Source organism: Chitinophaga sp., from assembly GCF_036569185.1.
Classification (GTDB): domain Bacteria; phylum Bacteroidota; class Bacteroidia; order Chitinophagales; family Chitinophagaceae; genus Chitinophaga.
This window is the reverse complement of record NZ_DATCRD010000201.1, coordinates 13,902-33,439: the sequence shown is the minus strand read 5'-3', so window position 1 is coordinate 33,439 and position 19,538 is coordinate 13,902. Positions and strand designations below refer to the sequence as shown.

The window sequence follows — 19,538 nt, the reverse complement described above, 5'->3', positions numbered from 1 at the left end:
CTACTAATCCCAGTTTTTTATGCCTTATTTATTTACATCTGAATCCGTTTCAGAAGGACATCCTGATAAAGTAGCTGATCAGATTTCTGACGCTTTGATCGACAACTTTCTGGCATATGATGCAAAATCTAAAGTAGCTTGTGAAACGCTTGTAACTACCGGCCAGGTTGTTTTGGCAGGTGAGGTGAAATCAGAGGCATACCTCGATGTGCAGGATATTGCAAGAGAAGTAATCCGTAAAATTGGTTATACAAAGAGTGAGTATATGTTTGAAGCGAATTCCTGTGGAATTCTTTCAGCCATACATGAGCAGTCTCCGGATATCAACCAGGGTGTGGATCGTAAATCCCCTGAAGAACAGGGTGCGGGCGACCAGGGTATGATGTTTGGTTATGCTACCCGTGAAACAGAAAACTATATGCCGCTGGCACTGGACCTGGCTCATAAACTGTTGCTGGAACTGGCAGTGCTCCGCCGCGAAAATAAAGATATCAAGTACCTGCGCCCCGATGCCAAATCACAGGTAACTATTGAATATTCTGATGATAACAAACCGGTAAGAATCGATTCTATCGTGATTTCCACCCAGCACGATGATTTTGACAGCGACGAGAAAATGCTGGCAAAGATCAAGGACGATATGATCAATATCCTGATCCCCCGCGTGAAAGCCCAGCTGAAACCGGAACTGCAAAAACTGTTCGAAGGCTTCGATATCAATCACCACATCAACCCAACCGGTAAATTTGTGATCGGTGGTCCTCATGGCGATACCGGCTTAACAGGCCGCAAGATCATCGTGGATACATACGGTGGTAAAGGTGCCCACGGTGGTGGCGCTTTCTCCGGTAAAGATCCTTCCAAAGTAGACCGTTCTGCAGCTTATGCCACCCGTCATATTGCGAAGAACCTGGTAGCTGCCGGTGTGTGCGATGAAGTACTGGTACAGGTATCTTACGCCATTGGTGTGGCCAAGCCCTGTGGTATTTATGTGAATACCAACGGTACTTCCAAAGTGAAACTGACTGATGGTGAAATTGCTAAGAAGATCGAAGAGATCTTTGACCTGCGCCCTTATGCTATCGAACAACGACTGAAACTCCGTAATCCTATCTACAGCGAAACTGCCGCCTATGGCCACATGGGCCGCGAACCAAAGGTGGTAACCAAGGTGTTCAACAAAGGCAAAAAGCACGAAAAGAGCGTGGAAGTTGAGCTGTTTACCTGGGAGAAGCTGGACTATGTAGACAAAGTAAAAGCCGCTTTCGGTTTATAATCGCCCCGGAAGTATATATAATTACAAACTGGCCGTTTCAACTTTTGAGACGGCTTTTTTGTTTAAAGCCTTGTATCTTTTTATTCATTTTGATGCCTCTTTTTACCACGTTTTATAAATGTGGAAAAGTTTTTCATTTTTTTTCTAAAGATTTCAAAAAAAGTTACATATTACTGTTAAAAATATAGTATATTTAATAGTAATATTATTGATTGGCCTGCGTTTCAGGCCAGATAAGCGCATTGTAGGTTCGGTCTATTTGCCGTTAAATGCATGGTGGCGCCAATTGGATTACCGAAATCCGTTATAACTTATATTGCCCCGTTTCGGGCATATAATATTTCGCGGAGGACGTCCGTTTAGATGCTGTTTTATGTCCGGATTTTCTGGATATTCGCAGCCATAAATTAAGATGGACCGTTGAAATTGTTTCCGGAGACAATTGTATGCAGTGCATTATTTCTTGAATGACCGAATCCATATCACTTGAATCAATTGCAGTTACTTAGCGTAATTGTGAGCTTTTTATTGAAACCATATAATATCTGAAAAACCATGAGGCACAACATTACCGCACGATTGTCTATGTTCACATTCGTATCCGTTGCACTGGCTTTAGTTATCACAACAGAAAGTTGCAATAAGGATCAAATAAGCCAGCTAGTACCAGAAAATAATCCAACTGAAACTGCAGCGAAGCCCCCTGTTGGCGGGAAGCAGTATACGCTTGTTCCTGATAAGGACGGCAGGCTGGTGGTAGACGGCAGCATTTATAAAGCAGGTGAAATCCTGAATCTGAAGGGAACGTTTTCCGCTATCGTTTTTAATAACCTGAAAGGCGCTGCAGGCAGTCCTATTATAGTTAAAAACGCCAGCGGCACCGTAGTTAAAATTGGCAATCCATCCTGGAGCGGTGGCTCCTGGGCTACTGCCATCAGTTTTGTAAACTGCCACTATGTAAAAGCAGGCGGTGAAAAATCCAAATCTGAATTTGTAATAGAAGGAAGCACCCAGGCAGGAAGAGAAGCATATTTCGACTTTACCCTCAGCCAGCATACCGATAACTTCGAGATCGCCAATGTTACCATACATAACGGCGGAACAGGTATCTGGGCTAAAACAGACCCGGTAAAAGGAGATCTGTCTACCCAATATCCTAACTCTTATATGGACAACCTGCTGATCCACGATGTGGCTATCAGCGGTACCAACAACGAGGCGTTTTACATTGGCCATACTGCCCTTTACTGGAACCTGACTGCTAACGCGCCTTACTACGGCGATCCTTCCGGTTTTGTAAGCGGACAGCAGTATGTACAGCCCATCAAATGGCGCAATGTAAAGATCTATAACAACAGCGTGTCAAACGGCGGTGCAGATGGTATCCAAACTGCTGCTATTGATAAACTGGAGATCTATGGCAACACCGTTACCAGCTGGGGCGGTCAGCATAACTCAGGCCATAACGGCGGTATCCTGATCGGGGGCCGTACTACCAATACCAATGTGCACGACAATTACGTACACGATGGTTGGGGTGAACTGATCCAGTTTTACGGATCCGGCGAAAATGGCGCTACCCACATCATTCACAACAACCTGTTAAGAGATAACCAGGGAGATGGCGTGAGCCTGAGAGGAACTGATAAAGCGGTTGTTCAGATCACTAACAATACCATTGCCAGAACAGGCGGCGTATCGCTTCGTGTAAATGGTTACTTTGGTATGACCGCAGCGCAGATCGTGAAAGACAATGCCTTTATCCAGCCAAGGGTAAATGGTGGCACCATCGCGCTTAACGCATATATCTATACAGAAAACGGCGCTTCTGTTACAGAAGGAACCGGTGCTGATGCCAATTCCAAATTCGCAACCGTGGCGGCTGCAGGTGTAGATACCAATAATTTCTACCAGCCTACATCCGGTTCGGCACTGCTGACCACCGGTTACAGAACCAACTGATAATACTATCACCAGATAATGAAACAGCCGCCCGGTTTTACCGGAACGGCTGTTTTCTTTTTACCGGGCATTATTTTTTCCCTTCGAGATACTTCCACATCAGTGCATTTACTTCCTGTGGCTGCTCATAATGAGGCATGTGCCCGGCGCTGTCTACTTCATGTACTTCTAAAGTTGGGTATAAAGCAGTATAAGAACTTAATTTCTCTTTTGGGAAGAAGGGATCCTGCTTCCCATAGATGAGGAATATTTTTTTGGGCGGAATTTTTTCCAGCAGGTAAAGCTGGCTTTGATTCAACATATTCATCCAGGATGAAAGCGTGATGCGTTTATACCCCTTGAAATTCATAAAGTATTTTAATCGCTCTGCATAACTGTTGAACAATGGCTGGTTCACAAATTCTTTCCGCTGGTTTTCTACCGCACGGGGATACCAGTAACCGCTCATCAGCAGATCTCTTATTACCGGGAACCGCAGTAACTTACTCGGTTGAAGATCCCCGCTGGCTGCGGGGCCCAACAGTATAATCTGCTTCACACGATCCGGATGCCCCGCTGCATAGTCCAATCCTATAGGCGCTCCCATCGACATTGCAATCATATCAAACGGCTGCCGGAGCTGTAACGTATCGAGCAGGGCCACCAGTTGCTCCCGGTACAGTTTGAGATCATATACCGTTTCCGGCCTGTCGGAATACCCCCGCCCATAAAGATCGTAACACAATACCCGGTAACCTTTGGAGAGGAGATACGGAATATTGTTCTTCCATACTTCTATACCGGTGCAGCCGCCTCCATGTATCAATACCAGTAGCTGCGCAGTGTCCGGACCAGCCAGGCTGTAATGAACGGTTCCCTGCTTCAGCTGTATAAATGAGCCCGGCGCCGCCCTGCGCGTGATATCGTTAAGGGGAGTGGTTTCCTGTTGCTGTTTAATGAACAGGAAAACCCCCGCCAGCAGCAGCGCTGCACCCCCTGTTAATATTAAGGTCCATTTAGTGCGCGCAGCCATTCCTGTTTATCTTTTAAACTGCAGCAGCCACTCGTAAATATTCATCCCGTCTTCCCGGTAGGAGGGGTTGTAATACTGTTCCCAGCAGCAGTGTTTATGATTCCCGATGCTCAGTTTTGTAAGCCCCGGTTTGTACTTGTTTGTACTGTCGGCATAAAGTTTACAGTTGCCCAGGAAAACCGGCTCATCACTTCCTCCAAAATACCACACATGAATATTGTTCTGGGCAGTTACCTGGAAGCTCTTCAGGTTTTCTGCATCAATAGTGGCAGGCGACATATTTACTGCTGCAGCCACCCTTTTTGCTGTCCTTTTATCAGTTACGGCCATCGCTACAGACCATCCGCCGGCACTGTATCCCGTGATATAAATACGGGATGAGTCGATCGGGTATCTTTTTAATACATCTGTAATAGCGACATCCAGGTGTTCAGGACCGAGCGACCAGCTGGTGGCCAGTGGCGCCATTACAATGAATTCATATTTTTTGCCGTCCAGTTTATTCACAGCATCAATATTCTTTCCTTCATGCATTTGTCTTGCCACACCTTGTCTGAAGATCTTCGTAACATCAGTACCGGCTATGCTTCTGCCATGAAGACAAATAAGCAGCGGATATCTTTTCCCACTTTTCGGATTGTCCGGCAGTTTTAACAACGCCGGTATATGGTGCCAGGGTGTGATCTGCACCTCAATCTGTTTGAATGGTTTTAAATCCTGCGCAGACGCTGATATTGTCTGCAGCATAAGTGCGATAATAAGAAATACTCTCATTCTTGATTTTATTTTCAGTGATCCGCATTGCCGGATACCATGTTCACTAACCACTATATTATAAATGCAGCAATACTTCTTCCATAGTAGTGCCGATAATGGCTTCCAGTACCAACTTCGATTGTTTTACATCTCTCTCCAGGTTTACCTTGCGCACCATTTCTGCGTTATAAATGCGGTATGCTTCGTTCAAACCTTCTACAGCAGTGTTCTGGTCTCCTTTAGAGAATTTCTGTTCGGTTTGTTTGTAATGGTTATAAGCGTCTTCCAGTAAAGGCAGCTGCAGCTCATACAGTTGTTTGTTGGTGGAGTAGTCTTCGTAAGCGCGCAGTACAGCAGATTTCAGCGCCAGTTTTTCACTTTCTTTCTGCTGTTCAAAAACTTTACCGTTGGCTTTTGCTGTTTTTACTTCGTTAGGAATGCTTATTAAATGACCGAGCGGTACATTGATACCAAAGTTATACCTGGGGTATAAAGTATTGTTGGTAGTAGTGCCGCCTCCTTTAATCGTGAATTCGTTCAGGTTACCAGAGGCCACAATCATATCCAGCCAGCCGGCTTTGGCCCTGTTCTCATCGTATTTGGTGATCTGTTTTTTTATGTCCAGTGCTTTGATCTGTGGATTTTCCATGGCAAGTTCCACCAGTCTTGTTTTTAACCTGGCCACTGTTGGCAGGTCGGCCGGCAGGCGAAGCACAATGCTGGTATCGGCTCTTTGGGCCTTTGCCATTGTACCTGTTAATGCTACTAATAAAAAGAATAGTACTCGTTTCATGTTGTGATATTTGGAGATGATAATAAATATTTTAATTTTATAGAGATGCCATTGAGGGCATAGTAAAGCAGGGCTGATTCGATGAGGCCAGACGACTCCTGGGCGTAAATACTTACTACCAGTGCAAACATTACGCAAAGGATCACCAGTGTAAACTGTTTTTCCATTTCTGTTCTGCTGGCGAAGTAATTGCTCACCATGTATTGCATAACCAGGTAAATATTTGCTATGATGAGCAATAAGCCTACCCATCCCTGTTCAAGTGCGGTGCGCAGATAACCGCTATCCGGAGGAAACCCATCCAGCTCACTGCCGGACCCTGGCTCACAGCTCAGGAAACCGCCGCCAATAGGATGGCTGTAGATATAAGGTTGTATACGGTGCCTGTTCACTTCCCTCACATTAAGGGATGCGTCTTCCGAACCGGAAAAGGCGGTTCTCATCCTGACCACGGTTGAGTTGCCGTGAAAAGGGCCAAACATCAGTACAAGAAAAGCAAATACAAACACCACAGCGCCTATCACCGTATTCCTGTTCCGCAGGTTTACGAACAGCATCATAATAAGACCCATAGGCACCATGATATAAGCCGTGCGGGTACCTGAAAAACCCAACGCCATAAACTGGAGCGCCAGAGATATCACCAGGAATATTTTCTTTGACATTGTTATCATTTTGCTGGAGCTGGTAAGCAATACAATATTGATTATGCAGCCACAGGCCATGATCACACCGAATACAGCGGGATCAGACACGAACGAAAAAATACGTATGCCGGTGAGAATAATAACTGTTTTGAATTTTTCAGGATACTTTGCAATAAACGCCTTTTCAAAGGGCATTAATCCAAACCATTGCTGGATACACGCGTAAAACGCCGCGATGGTAAGTATGATGATCCAGAACTTCAGGAATAGTTTCAGATCGTTCATGTTGCGGATCATTTTCATGATCAGGTACATAAAGATCATGTTCCGCACAAACACCCTGGCGAAGGTGGTCCAGCCATGCCGGTCATATACAAACGCCGGGTTAAAGAACTGCAGCGCAATATAGCCGGCGTAAATGTAGAAGCTGATCAGCACCGGGTCCCGGAGAAAATCCACTTTTTTAATACTGTCGTCGCCGGCCTTCAGCAGGCTGCCCAGCAGCGTTATTAGAAGGATGGCATCTATCAGTACGCCCACAGGTATTTCGGTGCCGGACATCCGTTCCAGTAAGCGTACGGTCAGCGCCACGGTACAGGATATAAAATAACCTGCACGGTAATTCAGCAGGGAAACAGCTGCCACGGTGCTTCCTATCACCAGCCCGATGAGCAATGCAACATATTTTATCTCCTGTGCGCTGATGTAGGCAATTGCCGGGATCAGTATTACCCAGCCGGTAATGATAAATATGTTGAAGATATTTTTTTTAGCAATTTCCACTTAAGCCAATTTATAAGAATACTATTTTAACAGCCATAGCGATAATTGTAAGCGCTATAAAGATGAGAATCAGCACCTGGTGAAGATGTTGGTCTATCGGCTTTTTCTTTGGTTGCATTTTCATATAAAACTATGCGTCATTATATTTTTATTTAAACGGCCAATACCAAATTTACCTTTGAACAGGAAGCTACATCCAACCCTTACCAGTATACGGTATGCGATGATGGAAAGCAGGATAGCCGATGGTATGCAGATCAGCAGCAGCGTGATGCCGTTGGTAATGCCAATAGACATCAGTGCGGCCCGCAGCCCTGCAAATATGGTAACATGCAGCAGGTAGATATACAAAGAATAATGACCAATTACATTCAGGAACTGCAGCTTCTGCAGCTTTGCCAGCCACGACGCCAGCATGATCACAAACAAACATCCGTTAAGCGCAATGAGCATTAGTATATATAGGTTCATTTGCTGATGATACAGGTAATACCATTGCAGTAAACAAAAAACGGGCGTGAGCAAAAGCAGGTTCACCGGGTTGGACAGCATGTCCTGTATTTCGCTCCGGAAAAAATATACGGCAAGAATATCCCCGATGGCAAAGTAGATGTAATGCAATGCAATGTCGTAAAGTGCGCTGCTGCTCTGCACAAAAGGAGCCACGCCAAGTAATGCCAGTCCAACCAATAACTGCCAGCCCTTCTTTCCCTTGATCAACTGTGATGTAAACAGGTACAGCATGGTTACATTAAATAATGCAAACAGGTACCATAGCTGATCCAGTGTTCTGGGTTGCAGGATAATATTCATGAAATCCCTGCGCGACCGGTCTGCATTGGAATATTCCGGGAAGAAAATCTGCAGGCTGATCTGTATCACTGCCCAAAGCAGGTAGGGATACAGCAGGGTGTTCACCTTCGATATTCCAAAATTCAACGCGCCCCGCTTGGCAACACTTCTCCCGAAAAACAAACCCGACAGCAGGAAAAACAAAGGCATCCTGAAACTGTAAAGCATATCATTTGTAGCCAGCACTCCCTTGGGCATAGATACGCCTGCTGCAACCAGACCATAGGCCAAATGCCGGTAAACCACCAGTATAATGGCTATTCCCTTGGCATAGTCGATCCAGGCATAACGCGATTCGCTTTTTTCGGGGCGCAAACTAAATATGTCTTTAAAAGTCAGCTGATGCATGTTTAAAAATCAAAGCTCGATATAATCTTCTTTTACATTATTCAAAACAACTCCCAGGAACTTATCGCCAAGCGACTCAAGAAATTCAGAAGACTCCCTGTCGATCTGTTTCATTTTCAGATGAGAGGAGAAGATCGCTACCACGCCTTCTGCGTAGGCAGACAGTTCACGGCTGTCGGTGAAATCGTTCAGCGGCGCGCCTTCCATCAGTATATAATCATAATATTTTTTCAGTTCGGGCAGGTAATTGAGCAGGTGGTTGGGAGGCAGTATCTCTGATGGCGTATAGTCGCCACCTTTACAACCAATGATTTCAATACCTGGTGTTTCGTAAGTAGTGGTAATTGCTTTTACCTTTTCAATAGTGAACTCGGAAGGTGGTACTGAAAAATATTCCAGTGTTGGTTTTGCTTCCATTTGTACGCTCACATCATTATTACAGAAGTTGGTGTCAATCACCAGTACTCTCTTATTGCTTAAACTAAGACTGTAGGCAACGGCCTGCAACAGCGTGGTTTTGCCCTGCTGCGGTTCTGTACTGGTAAAGAGGAAGATCTTCTTGCCGCTGCTTTCCAGCTCATACCTGAGTTTCCGCAACAATTCACGGAAAACATTTTGTCTTTTTAACCACTGTGCTTCATCAGTTTTACGCTGTAATATTTCCAGCAGTTTATAGCGCTGAAGATTAGTATGATTGATAGTGGCAATCAGCTTCAGGTTAGAGTTGCGGTTAAACACGGAAGGCGATTTCAGTGAGTTGTCCATAAACTCCCTGAAGAGGATCCCGATACAGCAGATCATAAACACCGCCATGCCGGACATGCCCATAATCACCAGTCGCTTGGATGATTCAGGCGTAAAAGCAGGTTGTCCTTTCAACGTCTGGCGGAAGTTATCCTGTGGCACATTCCTGTTATCCAGTGCGGAGCCCAGTTTTTCTTTCAGTTTGTTATACTCATCCTGCGCGAGTTCCACTTCCTGCTGCAGGGAGGTAACAGTGGCTTCTTTATTGGCATAAGAGCCAACGGAAGAACGGAGGTTGCGGATCTTTCCTTCCAGGGTACTGATATTGAGCTTTGATGCGCTTAACTGCGCTTCCAGTGCATCCCTGCTTTGGATCAGTTCTTCGCGGGTACTTACTTTGCCGGTGGGACTGGATGCATCCAGCAGTACTTTCTGCAACCTGGCGCGCTGGGTCTTTATCTTTTCTGCTAATACATTATCAGTGGAGCCGGAGTTTACGTATTGGTCATTCAGATCGTTGATCTGTTTTCTCAGGGCAATTATTTCCCCATTTGAATTGGAGTAGGCGGGTTTGCCACTGCCAACCTGTGCCAGTTGTGTGTTGATATTATTAAGAGATGCCTGCAGGTTGTTGTAATTGGCCCTTTCATCTGATACAGATTTTTCAAACTGTTTGATCAGGTCCCATTCGTTACCGCTGGCAGTTTCTACGTTTAATACACCTTGTTGCGTTTTATAACCCCTGAGTGCTTCCACTTTCTGATCCAGTTCCCGTTTCTTCTGGTTTACCAACGCTTCAAATGTTTCCACGTTTTCAACAGAGCGTTCTGAACGTGAGCTGCGGTAAAAGCGGATAAATTCTTTATAAAGGGTGTTAACGGTGTAGGCAGATAGATCGGGGTTATCTGAATAACAGATAATATTGATGTAGTCTGTACGGGAGAGACGTGTTGCATACATCATTTTGCGGATAGACTCATAGTCGTACCGGTACACCTTCATAAACTCCAGTACTTTTCTTTCATTTGGCAAGGAAGAAGAGAGTATCTGCAGGGAGTCAATTTTCTGCCGGCAGATGCGTACTACTTCTTCTTTATTGGCGCTGGTATAATGAGGATCCTTCAGGTCTTTTTCTGAAAGGTTCCGGAATGGTTTATTGCTGGTAAGATCATGTATTATAAGGTCGCAGGCGAGAAGCCCGATCACCATTGGGGAATTCATGGTTTCAATAACGTTATCAAATTTAACGTCTGCTTCAAAAAGGTTTACATTTTCGTCGCGCAGTTTGATCTGTTCATTGGTAGTGAATCCGGTTGCCATCTGGGCGGTGGAGGCGTACAATTTGGGTTTGCCGATGGTAAAGGCAAAAGCTGCTGCAACAGCGGCAATGGTGCTGAATAATATCCACCATTTCTTTTTAAGCAATGCCTTTATAAAATACACGATGTCCATATAGAAATTTTCCTTTAAACTTTAATTGATACGCAGAGGGGGGATATACATACATTGCTGTATATCTGCCTTGTCCCGGCGTGATGATTGGCATATCAGAGGAGATGGTAAAAAAAAGATAATGTTTGGCAAGATGCCTTACAATATATCAGGTTTTTGGCGAGGATGAGGTTAATGGAGAGATATCCGGGGAGCAAAGCTATCCTGGTATATCCGGTTATGGCTCAAAGGTAAAAGATTATATTAAAAGACACTTTATTTTTAAGCGAAACATAAAATTTAGTTGGTAACCGTTGAAGTTTTCCGGGTAAAGCGAATATTTTATAAAAAAACCGTTCCGGAATATTCCCCGGAACGGTCTTATTTTTATCATAATCATTCAGTTACAACTCAATTCTGCCTGACAAGTTTAACGCTCTTCGTTTCACCGGTAGAAGAAGTGATTTTCAGGAAATACACGCCTGGCAAGGTAACCGTGCGTTGGGTATTGATCCTGATCAGGTTTTTACCCTGCGGAACTTCTTTCCTTGTTTCGCCGTAGAGGCGTTTGCCGCTCAGGTCCATGATTTCAATGAGCATTACAGGTGCTGTTTTCTGCAGTGTCATATCTATCGCCAGGTTATCTACATAAGGATTAGGATAAACGTTCACCTCCATGCTGCCTTTCAGGGCATTGTTGGTGGTTATGATATTGTTGCCTAATCCCATCGCCTGGGTATTGTTGTTCAGGTTCTGGATGTTGGTGGTAGCTACTATTTCCATGGCGTTGAGGTAGCCTACCTGTCCGCCCGGAGGAATACTGAGTGTAAAGGCAATTTCACCGTTGGCATCAGCAGTAAGATTGGTAAAGTCTGCCGTGTTGCTGGTATTGTTCTGTGCGCTCAGGGTTTTGCTTACACCATTGATAGTGAATTGGGTGCTGCCGTTATCAGGCTGAGGCGCCCACCATTTACTGTTCGACAGGAACTTAATGGTGTAAGTGGTATTGGCGTTTAATCCTGTAAGGTGGCCGTGCATTACCGGTGCGCCGCTAAAGAAGCCTGGCAGTGAGCCAAAGTAGAGGTATTCAGCCAGTACCACATCCGGGTACACGCCGCTGTTGTTACCGGTAGTAGCGCCTTCTACGCCTGCTGCCCACCATGTTTCATCGAAGCTTAATCCAACGGTAGTGGTCTGGCCCTGGTCGTTTTTCAGGTTAGATGTTGCGCCTGTGATATTATTCCATGGCGCCGGTGCAGTGTTATTGAGCTTGAAGTTCAGTAACAGTTTGTAGCTGCCGCTGGTATTAGGCGGAGGCGTTACGGTAATATTGAACGTAGTGGTGTCTGCAGCGCCGTAGCTGTCTCTGGCAATAACTTTTACGTTATTGTAAGTGCCTGCATCGCTGATGGTTGGCGCCACGGAAAGTGATACGTTACCACCTGATTGTACCAGGGTCACAAAGGAAGGCAGGTTGACGGTACTGTACGTAATCGGGTTGTTGTCCTGGTCTGTTGCCGTCACAGGGATATTCAGGCTGTAACCTGCCTCCAGGCTCTGGTTGGCAATATCTGCTATTACCGGTGCGTGATTGACTGTTGGTGCTGTAGAAGTACCTGCCACTACTTCAATGGCATTCAGGTAACCTACCTGTCCGCCAGCAGGGATGCTCAGCGTAAATACGATCTCACCATTTGCATCAGGGCTGAGGTTGGCGAAGCTCACCACGCTCTGGGAATTGTTCTGTACATACAGGGTCTGGCTCACTCCATTGATGGTGAACTTGGTGCTGCCGTTATCTGGCTGTGGCGCCCACCATTTACTGCTGGAGAAGAACTTAACGGTAAATTTCTTACCGGCTTCCAGTCCTGTGATATGACCGGTCATGCTTGGCGCTCCTGTGAAGAAGCCAGGCAATGAGCCGAAGTAGAGGAAGTCGTTGATCACGGCATCCGGGTACACACCGCTGTTGTTGCCGGTAATGGCGCCTTCGCCGTTGGTAGCCCACCAGCTTTCATCAAATACCAGGCTGGATGCAGTTGTTTGTCCCTGGTCATTTTTCAGGTTGTTGGTCACTCTTCCGGTTACGTTATTCCATGGCGCTGGTGCCGTAGAATTCTGTTTGATACTGATAAGCAGTTTATAACCACTGGTATCTCCACCTGCCGGTGCATTTACCGTGAGATTAAATACGGCTGTATCGCTGTTGCCATGCGTATCTGCGCCAATTACACCGATGTTGTTGTACTGGCCCGCATTGTTGGTAGCAGGAGACACCAGGAGATAAGGCGCACCTGGCGACTGTACCACGGAAACAAAGGCAGGAAGGTTATAACCGGTATAAGTGATCGCGTCATTTTCAGGATCTGTACCTGAAAGCGCTACGTGCAGGGTGTCTCCGGCTGTTAATGTTTTATTCGGAATGGCCGTAATTACAGGAGGCTGGTTTACTACCACATTGGTATCGCCTGCTCCGCCTGCATTTATTTCCATCGCATTCAGGTAACCTACCTGTCCACCGGCAGGTATGCTGAGCGTAAATTTAATTTCGCCGTTGGCATCTGCAGTCAGGTTTTCAAATACCGCTGCATTGGTCGTATTATTCTGAACGTTCAGGGTTTTGCTCACACCGTTAATAGTGTATTGAGTGCTGCCGTTATCCGGCTGTGGCGCCCACCATTTGCTGCTGGAGAAGAACTTGATAGAATAAGTCCTGTTGGTTTCCAGCCCGGTGATGTGCCCGTGCATAGATGGAGCTCCTGTAAAGAAGCCAGGGAGCGAACCAAAGTAGAGATACTGGCTCATTACCACATCAGGGTATATACCACTGTTGTTACCGGTGGTAGCGCCTTCTGTTCCTGCGGCCCACCATGATTCGTCGAACGACAAGCCAACGCTGGTTGTTTGTCCGTTGTCATCTTTCAGGTTGGAGGTAGCGCCGGTGATATTATTCCACGGTGCAGGTGCAGGGGCGTTCAATGTGAAGTTAAGGAGCAGCTTGTAGTTTGGTGTTGGTTTATCCACCACGGTTAATACAAAGCTCCGAACATCAATACCACCCTGGTTATCTGTTGCCTGTAACTTAACGGTATAGGTGCCGGAAGCGCCATAGCCCGGTTGCAGGGTAATTAAGCAGGTGTCGTTATTGCTGGTTATTGAAGCAAAAGAAGGAATCTGAAGCGCTGTCCAGGTGAAGGTATTACCAGGGTTCTGATCGTGCAGGGATACCTTTACGGTTCTCTGTGTGCCTTCATCTACACTCCATCCTGCAACAGAATCTATCACCGGCGGATAGTTATCATTTACAATGAGATTAAACAATGCAGTATCCTTTCCGCCATTGGCGTCTGTGGCAATTACCCCCACGCCGTTATAAGTGCCCTGCTGTGCAGCAGTTGGCGCCAGGTTCAGGGAAGTAACGCCGGCGTTTTGCTGCAGTGTAATAAATGCCGGTGCATTATAAAGACTGAAAGTAATGGCATCATTATCCGGATCAGTAGCCGATAATGGTATACTTTGGGTGGTACCATAGCGGATGGTGCGGCTGCTGATATCAGCTATCACCGGCGGATTATTCAGTGATTTTGCCATCACTGCTTTTGTGAAGGCAGAGTAGCCGCCTTCTCCATAAGCTCTTACTTTATAGTACACTACTGTATTGGCTGCGAGGGAAGAATCAGAGAAGGTTCCCTGTCCGGATGCCACAGGGCCTACGCTCTTCAGCACGCTGAAATGCAGGCTGTCTGCAAGGGAGCGTTGTATTTCATAACCTGTTTCAATGGTGCTGTTATCTGTCCAGGTCAGTTTCACCACCTGTGTGGAAAGCGCCTGTGTAACCAGGTTGGTAGGTACTGCCGGTGGCAACGGTTTCGCCGCTGTAGTGGCATTTGCTACACTGGTATAAGCAGATTCACCATAGAGGCCGATAGCCCTTACTTTATAATAGTAAGCAGTAGAGGCGTTCAGCGCAGTATCTGTATAGCTTACAGCATTGGCTGCGGTAGTAGCAACAATTGTGTAGGTTCCGCCGCTGCTGGTGCTTCTGTAAATTTCGAAGCCGGTTTCGTTGTTGCTCTTGTCTGCCCAGGTAAGGTTCAGCTTACTGTAATTGTTTACTGCCACTGCCAGGGTGGTTGGAGCAGTTGGTGCCGTACCGTTTACAACAGATGTATCCACAAAGGCTTCAGCCGGGATCTGTGTGCGGGTATTGATACCGGCAGCAGTGCTGGTCCAGTATACGCCCATGGCGGAACCGCCGCCTCCCTGGAAGTAAGTAACCGTAATCGGGTATACGCCTGCATTTACAGTTACACTACCTGATGCGTAAGTGGCCGCATGTGAGCCGTCGTTATTCACGGTAGCCGTAGCGCTGTTGCTGTACGTTTTATTGAAGTATAGCTTGCTGCCATCGTCTGAATAGGTTTCAAACTTATAAGTACCGGTAACCGGGATGCGGATGTAACCAGTCCACATCACCGCGTAGTTAGCAACGCCTGCGGGTGCAACGGAAAGATCCGGCACGTAAGACTTACCTGTCTGGGCTGGCGTAAGATTGGTAAAGTTGGGCAGGTTACTGTAACTGCCAGTATAATATTTATAGGAAAGATTAGCCTTTTTGGTTCTCACCGTTACCTGGTTACTAGGGGTAGATGATTTTCCCGACACATCTTTTGCCTTTACATAGAAGTTGTACAGGGTACCATCTGCAAGCCCTGTTACCGTAGCGGTAAGCACGTTGCCAACCGACATTTTCAATGCGTTGTTGGCGTATATATCATAGCCTGCAATACCTGCATCATCTGTAGCGGCCAGCCAGTTCAGTATTACCTGGTTGTTGGTATAGCTGCCGAGGGTCAGAGACGGAGGAGCAGAAGGAGCAGAGCTGTCTGATGCAGTAGTGCCTTTTACTTCTGCAGAGAGAGGTCCGGCTGCATTATCGTTTACAGGCCGTACCTTATAGAAGTAGTTGGTGTTTGGAACCAGGTTATTATCTGTAAACGTAACCACGTTGGCATTGTTCCTTCCTACAAGCGTATACGGGCCACCGGCCTGGGTGGCACGGTATACTTCGAAGTATTTTTCGTTGTAAGCAGGAGTAGCGTTTTCTGTCCACGACAAAACGATCTGCGTTTTGGTGAAACTGTTTACCGCCAGGCTGCTGATAGGATCAGGGCCATTTACACCGGTGCTGTTTATCACTCTGAAAGTATCGGAATAAGTGCCGATACAATTTCCCTGTGTGGTTACCCGCACTACATAAGCGCCCGGGGTAGAAGTGGTTAAGGTATTGGTAGTACTGAGCACAGTAGTGCTGCCTCCACGTATCCATTCATAACTGATCAGGCCGGAAGGTACCTGCAGCGTAACGCTGGTAGATCCGTCCGGAGCAGGGAGCACATTACTGGCGAGTGCCGGCGATGTAGTAATGGTTTGTTTGGGAGAAGCAGGCTTGTAGCTGATCACCAGTGGCGTAGGCGACCATCCTGTCCATCCGTTTGGCAGCTGGCCTCTTACGCGGTAGCTGCCAGGCGCGGTTACCACGATGGAATTGGAGGTACCGGTAGAGATAGTAACACCGTCTTTCTGCCATTCATATTGCTGGAATCCCGGGGCTATACCAACGGTGATAGTTTCACCCGGGCAAAAAGTGGACGAGCCAAATAACGGGTAAGGATTCAGCCTGTTGGCCCTCAGCATGAAGGGGGTGAAGTCCGGCTCATTCCAGGCATCGATCCAGGTATTATGCTCATCGTTGGGATAAGTAGTGAGTTTAAAATTACCGCCTGCGGCATTAATGAGGGCTACCACCTGGTTGGTGGTATAGGGGGCGGGGTTGCCGTCTAAACCTCCCTGGAAAAGCCACATCTGCGTGAACTTGTAGGTATCAATATGATTGCCATAGTCAATTGCCATGGCGCTCATAGGGAGGGAGGCTGCGGTTAACTGCGGGTAGCGCATGGTGAATTCCCAGGTGCCCCATCCGCCACCGGACAAGCCATTTACGATCAACCGGTCGGGATCTCCTTTTGCGCTGGTCACAATAGAATCGATCACCTCTTTCAGGTTGTCATAATCGTTGGGGCCCCAATAGCCGCCCTGGCTCTGGGGATAAATGAGATAGCCGTCGAAAGTTCCGTTATCAACCCGGTTTGCCCATGTTTGTCCTCCCCATAATAACTGGTATTCGTTATCATAGATCGTTCCTTTTTCACCCACGCCATGAAAGAACAGGTAAATGGGATACTTTTTCCCGTCATTTACGCCAGGGGCATAGGTTTTAGGGAATTTTAGGCGAAACGCCATGTTCTTATAAATGTAGGATTTATAAGAGTCCGTATTGTAACTCATACGGACAGTTCTCACCCATTTGGTGATCTTGTCGTAGGTAGGGGCTGCAGGAGGATTGGCAGCGTTGTAAGTGATTACGGGATCACTGGGGTTTAATGCTGTTTGGGCTTTTACTGCCGGAAGGCAGCATAATGCCAAAAGCATCAAAAGGAGCATGCGGTGTAAAGTTCGATTCATGGACATATATTATGTATGGTTATCCTGCAGTTATTCGGTTGCTGCAGGAAAAAAGTATAAACAAGCACTGATCCGGGAAGCCGGAAATACCTGTAATTCAGAGGAGATGGTAAAATTAAATACGCTCGGGATATAGATCCAAAGCAAACGTGGCTTTATCGAAGGATGAGGTCTTTGGAGAAAATGGCTGTAGGTAAATCATCACTTTATTGATGGCATATTTGTATTCTCAGCCCATTTACGACAATTGGTTTTTATATATTCACCGCTAAAGTAAATAACTGGTTCTATATATTATGATTTTTTTTGCAAACGGCGTTTTTTTGCTGGTAAACGCAAATTTTTATCGGGTGAAATATAGAGGCGAACCCTTATTGAACTGCGATACTACGTTGCGCCCTTTCCCAAACTGCTGATTGCCGTTTCCTGAAAAAGCGTATGCAACCGATGTAAACCGCTACGTTCATGAATACAAAATAGAAAGGGATGTAGAAATATTTAGCCTTGATCTGCTTCCTGGCCAGCAGATAGCCGGTAAGCGCTGCGGCATAAAAAAGTAACTGCAAAATACCCGTGGCCATATATATGGTACCAGCTCCTGACATGATAAGAAAAATATTGGAAACCAGCGCCAGTAAAAGAGATAAAGGCGCCAGCGTCCAGCGCAGCACGCGATGGGAGATATATTGCCAGGTGATTTTTGGATACCTGAAAGGATTCAGCAAAGGAAGCAGCCTGCCCATCGATTGAAAACCGCCTGCACTGATCCGTACTTTACGTTTATATTCTTCCTGCAGGGACGCTGATGAGGTTTCCATGGCGTAGGCGGCAGGCTCATACATCACGGTATAGCCTTTCATATTTATCCGGAAAGAGATCATGAAGTCGTCCAGTATGGTATCTTCCAGCTGATGTTCGTACTGGCTGGTACGTAGAGCTATCAGTTCGCCGGCAGCGCCCATTACACTATAAAGTTCCGCATCCCATTTCTTTAACAGGGACTCATATTTCCAGTACATGCCTTCGCCCTGCGCTTCTGCGCCCCCGGTAGTGGGCATCACCTTTTTTTCGCCGGCTACCGCACCCACCCGTTCGTCGGCAAAGCGTTGCATGAGCAATGATACAGCAGCGGGGTTCAGCAATGTATTGGCGTCCGACAATACTACAAACGGCGTGTTCACAAATCCCATCGCACGGTTTACGGCAGCCATTTTTCCCCTTCGCTGAGGCTCATATAATAACGTTATCTGCGGATGCTGCGAAATAATTTCATTGGTGTTGTCGGAAGATCCGTCTGTCACAAAAATGAACTGTATTTTCCCGGCAGGATAATCCATGGCCAGGCTGTTTTTTATCTTTTCCCCGATAAAATCTTCTTCATTATAGGCAGCTACCAGAAAGGTAACATCCGGCACAAATGCTGCAGGCTTATCAGCTGGTTTGCCCTGTAGTAAACGTTTTACGAGGATAACAAGATAAAGGAGCACGCCATATCCTATATAGCTGTAGCATACAATAAAAACACTTAGCCAGAAGATCACAGACAAAATTGACATAGCGGACGATACTTTTATGGGGGTACGTATATTTTCAATGCAAAAGTATCATAATTTGGGTCATACACAATTGAATTTTTGTATCGGATGTTTGTTTATCCCTTTTTTTGAGATGTTCGTCACCGTTTACAGTAAAAATTCCAACACTTACCCTAAAAATTAAGTCGTTTACCAAAAAAAGTATTTATGATATCCTGAAAATAATACTTTTGCTTCCATGTTCATCTGGTAACAAATCCGGTAACGAACATTGAAATGTAAAAACCATTTTTCCTCTCTCATATCCCCTTGCTAAAACCGCAGAAGGTAACTTACCTGACTAATAATTGACCACATCCCATCAAAAGCCTTCGGTAGCTTGCATGTTTTTTTGCATAGCCCATATTAACGGTTTTAAGTAATTGTTTGTAAAGAAGGTATAAATGAAAAAGACAATTTTGATAATAGATGATAGTATGCCAATGCGTTATTTGCTGGAGGCGCTTTTAGGAAAAGAATATTCCGTGGTTTCCGCACAGGACGGACTGGTAGCAATTACCTGGCTGCTGAAAGGTAATAAAGCAGACCTGATCATTACAGACCTGCAGATGCCAAATATTGATGGCTGGGAATTACTGGATTACCTGTCTGGTAGCTATCTTTACCAGGATACACCGGTGGTGGTGCTTTCCGGGTTCTATCCCGATAAAATAAATGATCTGTCAACAAAATATAACAATGTGAGAGAAGTGCTCCAAAAGCCTTTCGACCCGATGCAATTGTTGGATAAAGTAAATTTTATACTGGAAAAACAATTGACTGCGGCTGCTGTATAAATGTTATTGTCACCTACGAATACACTACTAATTTTTAA

At 45.9% G+C, this 19,538-nt stretch carries 11 protein-coding genes; 3 read left to right on the top strand and 8 right to left on the bottom strand.

Going from position 1 to position 19,538, the window contains the following annotated elements; genetic code table 11:
• The first annotated feature begins 19 nt into the window (after window positions 1-19).
• Window positions 20-1,276, top strand: coding sequence for a methionine adenosyltransferase (gene metK, locus VIM72_RS15310; protein WP_332003699.1), 1,257 nt, complete (start codon window positions 20-22; stop codon window positions 1,274-1,276).
• A 555-nt stretch (window positions 1,277-1,831) separates the two neighbouring features.
• A complete protein-coding gene (locus VIM72_RS15305) occupies window positions 1,832-3,238 on the top strand; it encodes a right-handed parallel beta-helix repeat-containing protein (protein WP_332003698.1) in 1,407 nt (468 codons plus the stop codon).
• Between the two features lie 70 nt (window positions 3,239-3,308).
• Here VIM72_RS15305 and VIM72_RS15300 read toward each other — a convergent pair whose 3' ends face one another.
• The 8 genes from VIM72_RS15300 to VIM72_RS15265 form a co-directional block, all read right to left on the bottom strand.
• Window positions 3,309-4,250 (bottom strand): alpha/beta hydrolase, encoded by a 942-nt coding sequence (locus VIM72_RS15300; RefSeq protein ID WP_332003697.1) that lies wholly within the window; start codon window positions 4,248-4,250, stop codon window positions 3,309-3,311.
• Window positions 4,251-4,256: 6 nt separating this feature from the next.
• Window positions 4,257-5,024 carry a prolyl oligopeptidase family serine peptidase gene (locus VIM72_RS15295; protein WP_332003696.1) on the bottom strand — a complete coding sequence of 256 codons (768 nt, stop codon included), beginning with the start codon at window positions 5,022-5,024 and terminating at the stop codon, window positions 4,257-4,259.
• Between the two features lie 58 nt (window positions 5,025-5,082).
• Window positions 5,083-5,799: a TolC family protein gene (locus VIM72_RS15290; RefSeq protein WP_332003695.1), complete on the bottom strand. Its 717-nt coding sequence runs from the start codon at window positions 5,797-5,799 to the stop codon at window positions 5,083-5,085.
• Window positions 5,796-7,229: an O-antigen ligase family protein gene (locus tag VIM72_RS15285; RefSeq protein WP_332003694.1), complete on the bottom strand. Its 1,434-nt coding sequence runs from the start codon at window positions 7,227-7,229 to the stop codon at window positions 5,796-5,798. The genes VIM72_RS15290 and VIM72_RS15285 overlap by 4 nt, the downstream gene beginning before the upstream one ends.
• A 120-nt stretch (window positions 7,230-7,349) precedes the next feature.
• A complete protein-coding gene (locus VIM72_RS15280; RefSeq protein WP_332003693.1) occupies window positions 7,350-8,429 on the bottom strand; it encodes an acyltransferase in 1,080 nt (359 codons plus the stop codon).
• 9 nt (window positions 8,430-8,438) lie between these two features.
• Window positions 8,439-10,625: a hypothetical protein gene (locus VIM72_RS15275; protein ID WP_332003692.1), complete on the bottom strand. Its 2,187-nt coding sequence runs from the start codon at window positions 10,623-10,625 to the stop codon at window positions 8,439-8,441.
• A gap of 390 nt (window positions 10,626-11,015) precedes the next feature.
• The gene (locus VIM72_RS15270; protein ID WP_332003691.1) at window positions 11,016-17,129 is read right to left on the bottom strand and encodes a fibronectin type III domain-containing protein; all 6,114 of its coding nucleotides are present in this window, start codon (window positions 17,127-17,129) and stop codon (window positions 11,016-11,018) included.
• Window positions 17,130-17,500: 371 nt separating this feature from the next.
• Window positions 17,501-18,685, bottom strand: coding sequence for a glycosyltransferase family 2 protein (locus VIM72_RS15265; RefSeq protein WP_332003690.1), 1,185 nt, complete (start codon window positions 18,683-18,685; stop codon window positions 17,501-17,503).
• A gap of 422 nt (window positions 18,686-19,107) precedes the next feature.
• Here VIM72_RS15265 and VIM72_RS15260 point away from each other — a divergent pair, with 422 nt between their 5' ends.
• Window positions 19,108-19,500: a response regulator gene (locus tag VIM72_RS15260; RefSeq protein WP_332003689.1), complete on the top strand. Its 393-nt coding sequence runs from the start codon at window positions 19,108-19,110 to the stop codon at window positions 19,498-19,500.
• The last annotated feature ends 38 nt before the right edge of the window (window positions 19,501-19,538 follow it).

Coding starts and splice junctions, on each gene's coding strand:
- metK (WP_332003699.1), top strand. CDS start 20: ATGCCTTATTTATTTACATCTGAATCCGTTTCAGAAGGACATCCTGAT.
- VIM72_RS15305 (WP_332003698.1), top strand. CDS start 1,832: ATGAGGCACAACATTACCGCACGATTGTCTATGTTCACATTCGTATCC.
- VIM72_RS15300 (WP_332003697.1), bottom strand. CDS start 4,250: ATGGCTGCGCGCACTAAATGGACCTTAATATTAACAGGGGGTGCAGCG.
- VIM72_RS15295 (WP_332003696.1), bottom strand. CDS start 5,024: ATGAGAGTATTTCTTATTATCGCACTTATGCTGCAGACAATATCAGCG.
- VIM72_RS15290 (WP_332003695.1), bottom strand. CDS start 5,799: ATGAAACGAGTACTATTCTTTTTATTAGTAGCATTAACAGGTACAATG.
- VIM72_RS15280 (WP_332003693.1), bottom strand. CDS start 8,429: ATGCATCAGCTGACTTTTAAAGACATATTTAGTTTGCGCCCCGAAAAA.
- VIM72_RS15275 (WP_332003692.1), bottom strand. CDS start 10,625: ATGGACATCGTGTATTTTATAAAGGCATTGCTTAAAAAGAAATGGTGG.
- VIM72_RS15270 (WP_332003691.1), bottom strand. CDS start 17,129: ATGAATCGAACTTTACACCGCATGCTCCTTTTGATGCTTTTGGCATTA.
- VIM72_RS15265 (WP_332003690.1), bottom strand. CDS start 18,685: ATGTCAATTTTGTCTGTGATCTTCTGGCTAAGTGTTTTTATTGTATGC.
- VIM72_RS15260 (WP_332003689.1), top strand. CDS start 19,108: ATGAAAAAGACAATTTTGATAATAGATGATAGTATGCCAATGCGTTAT.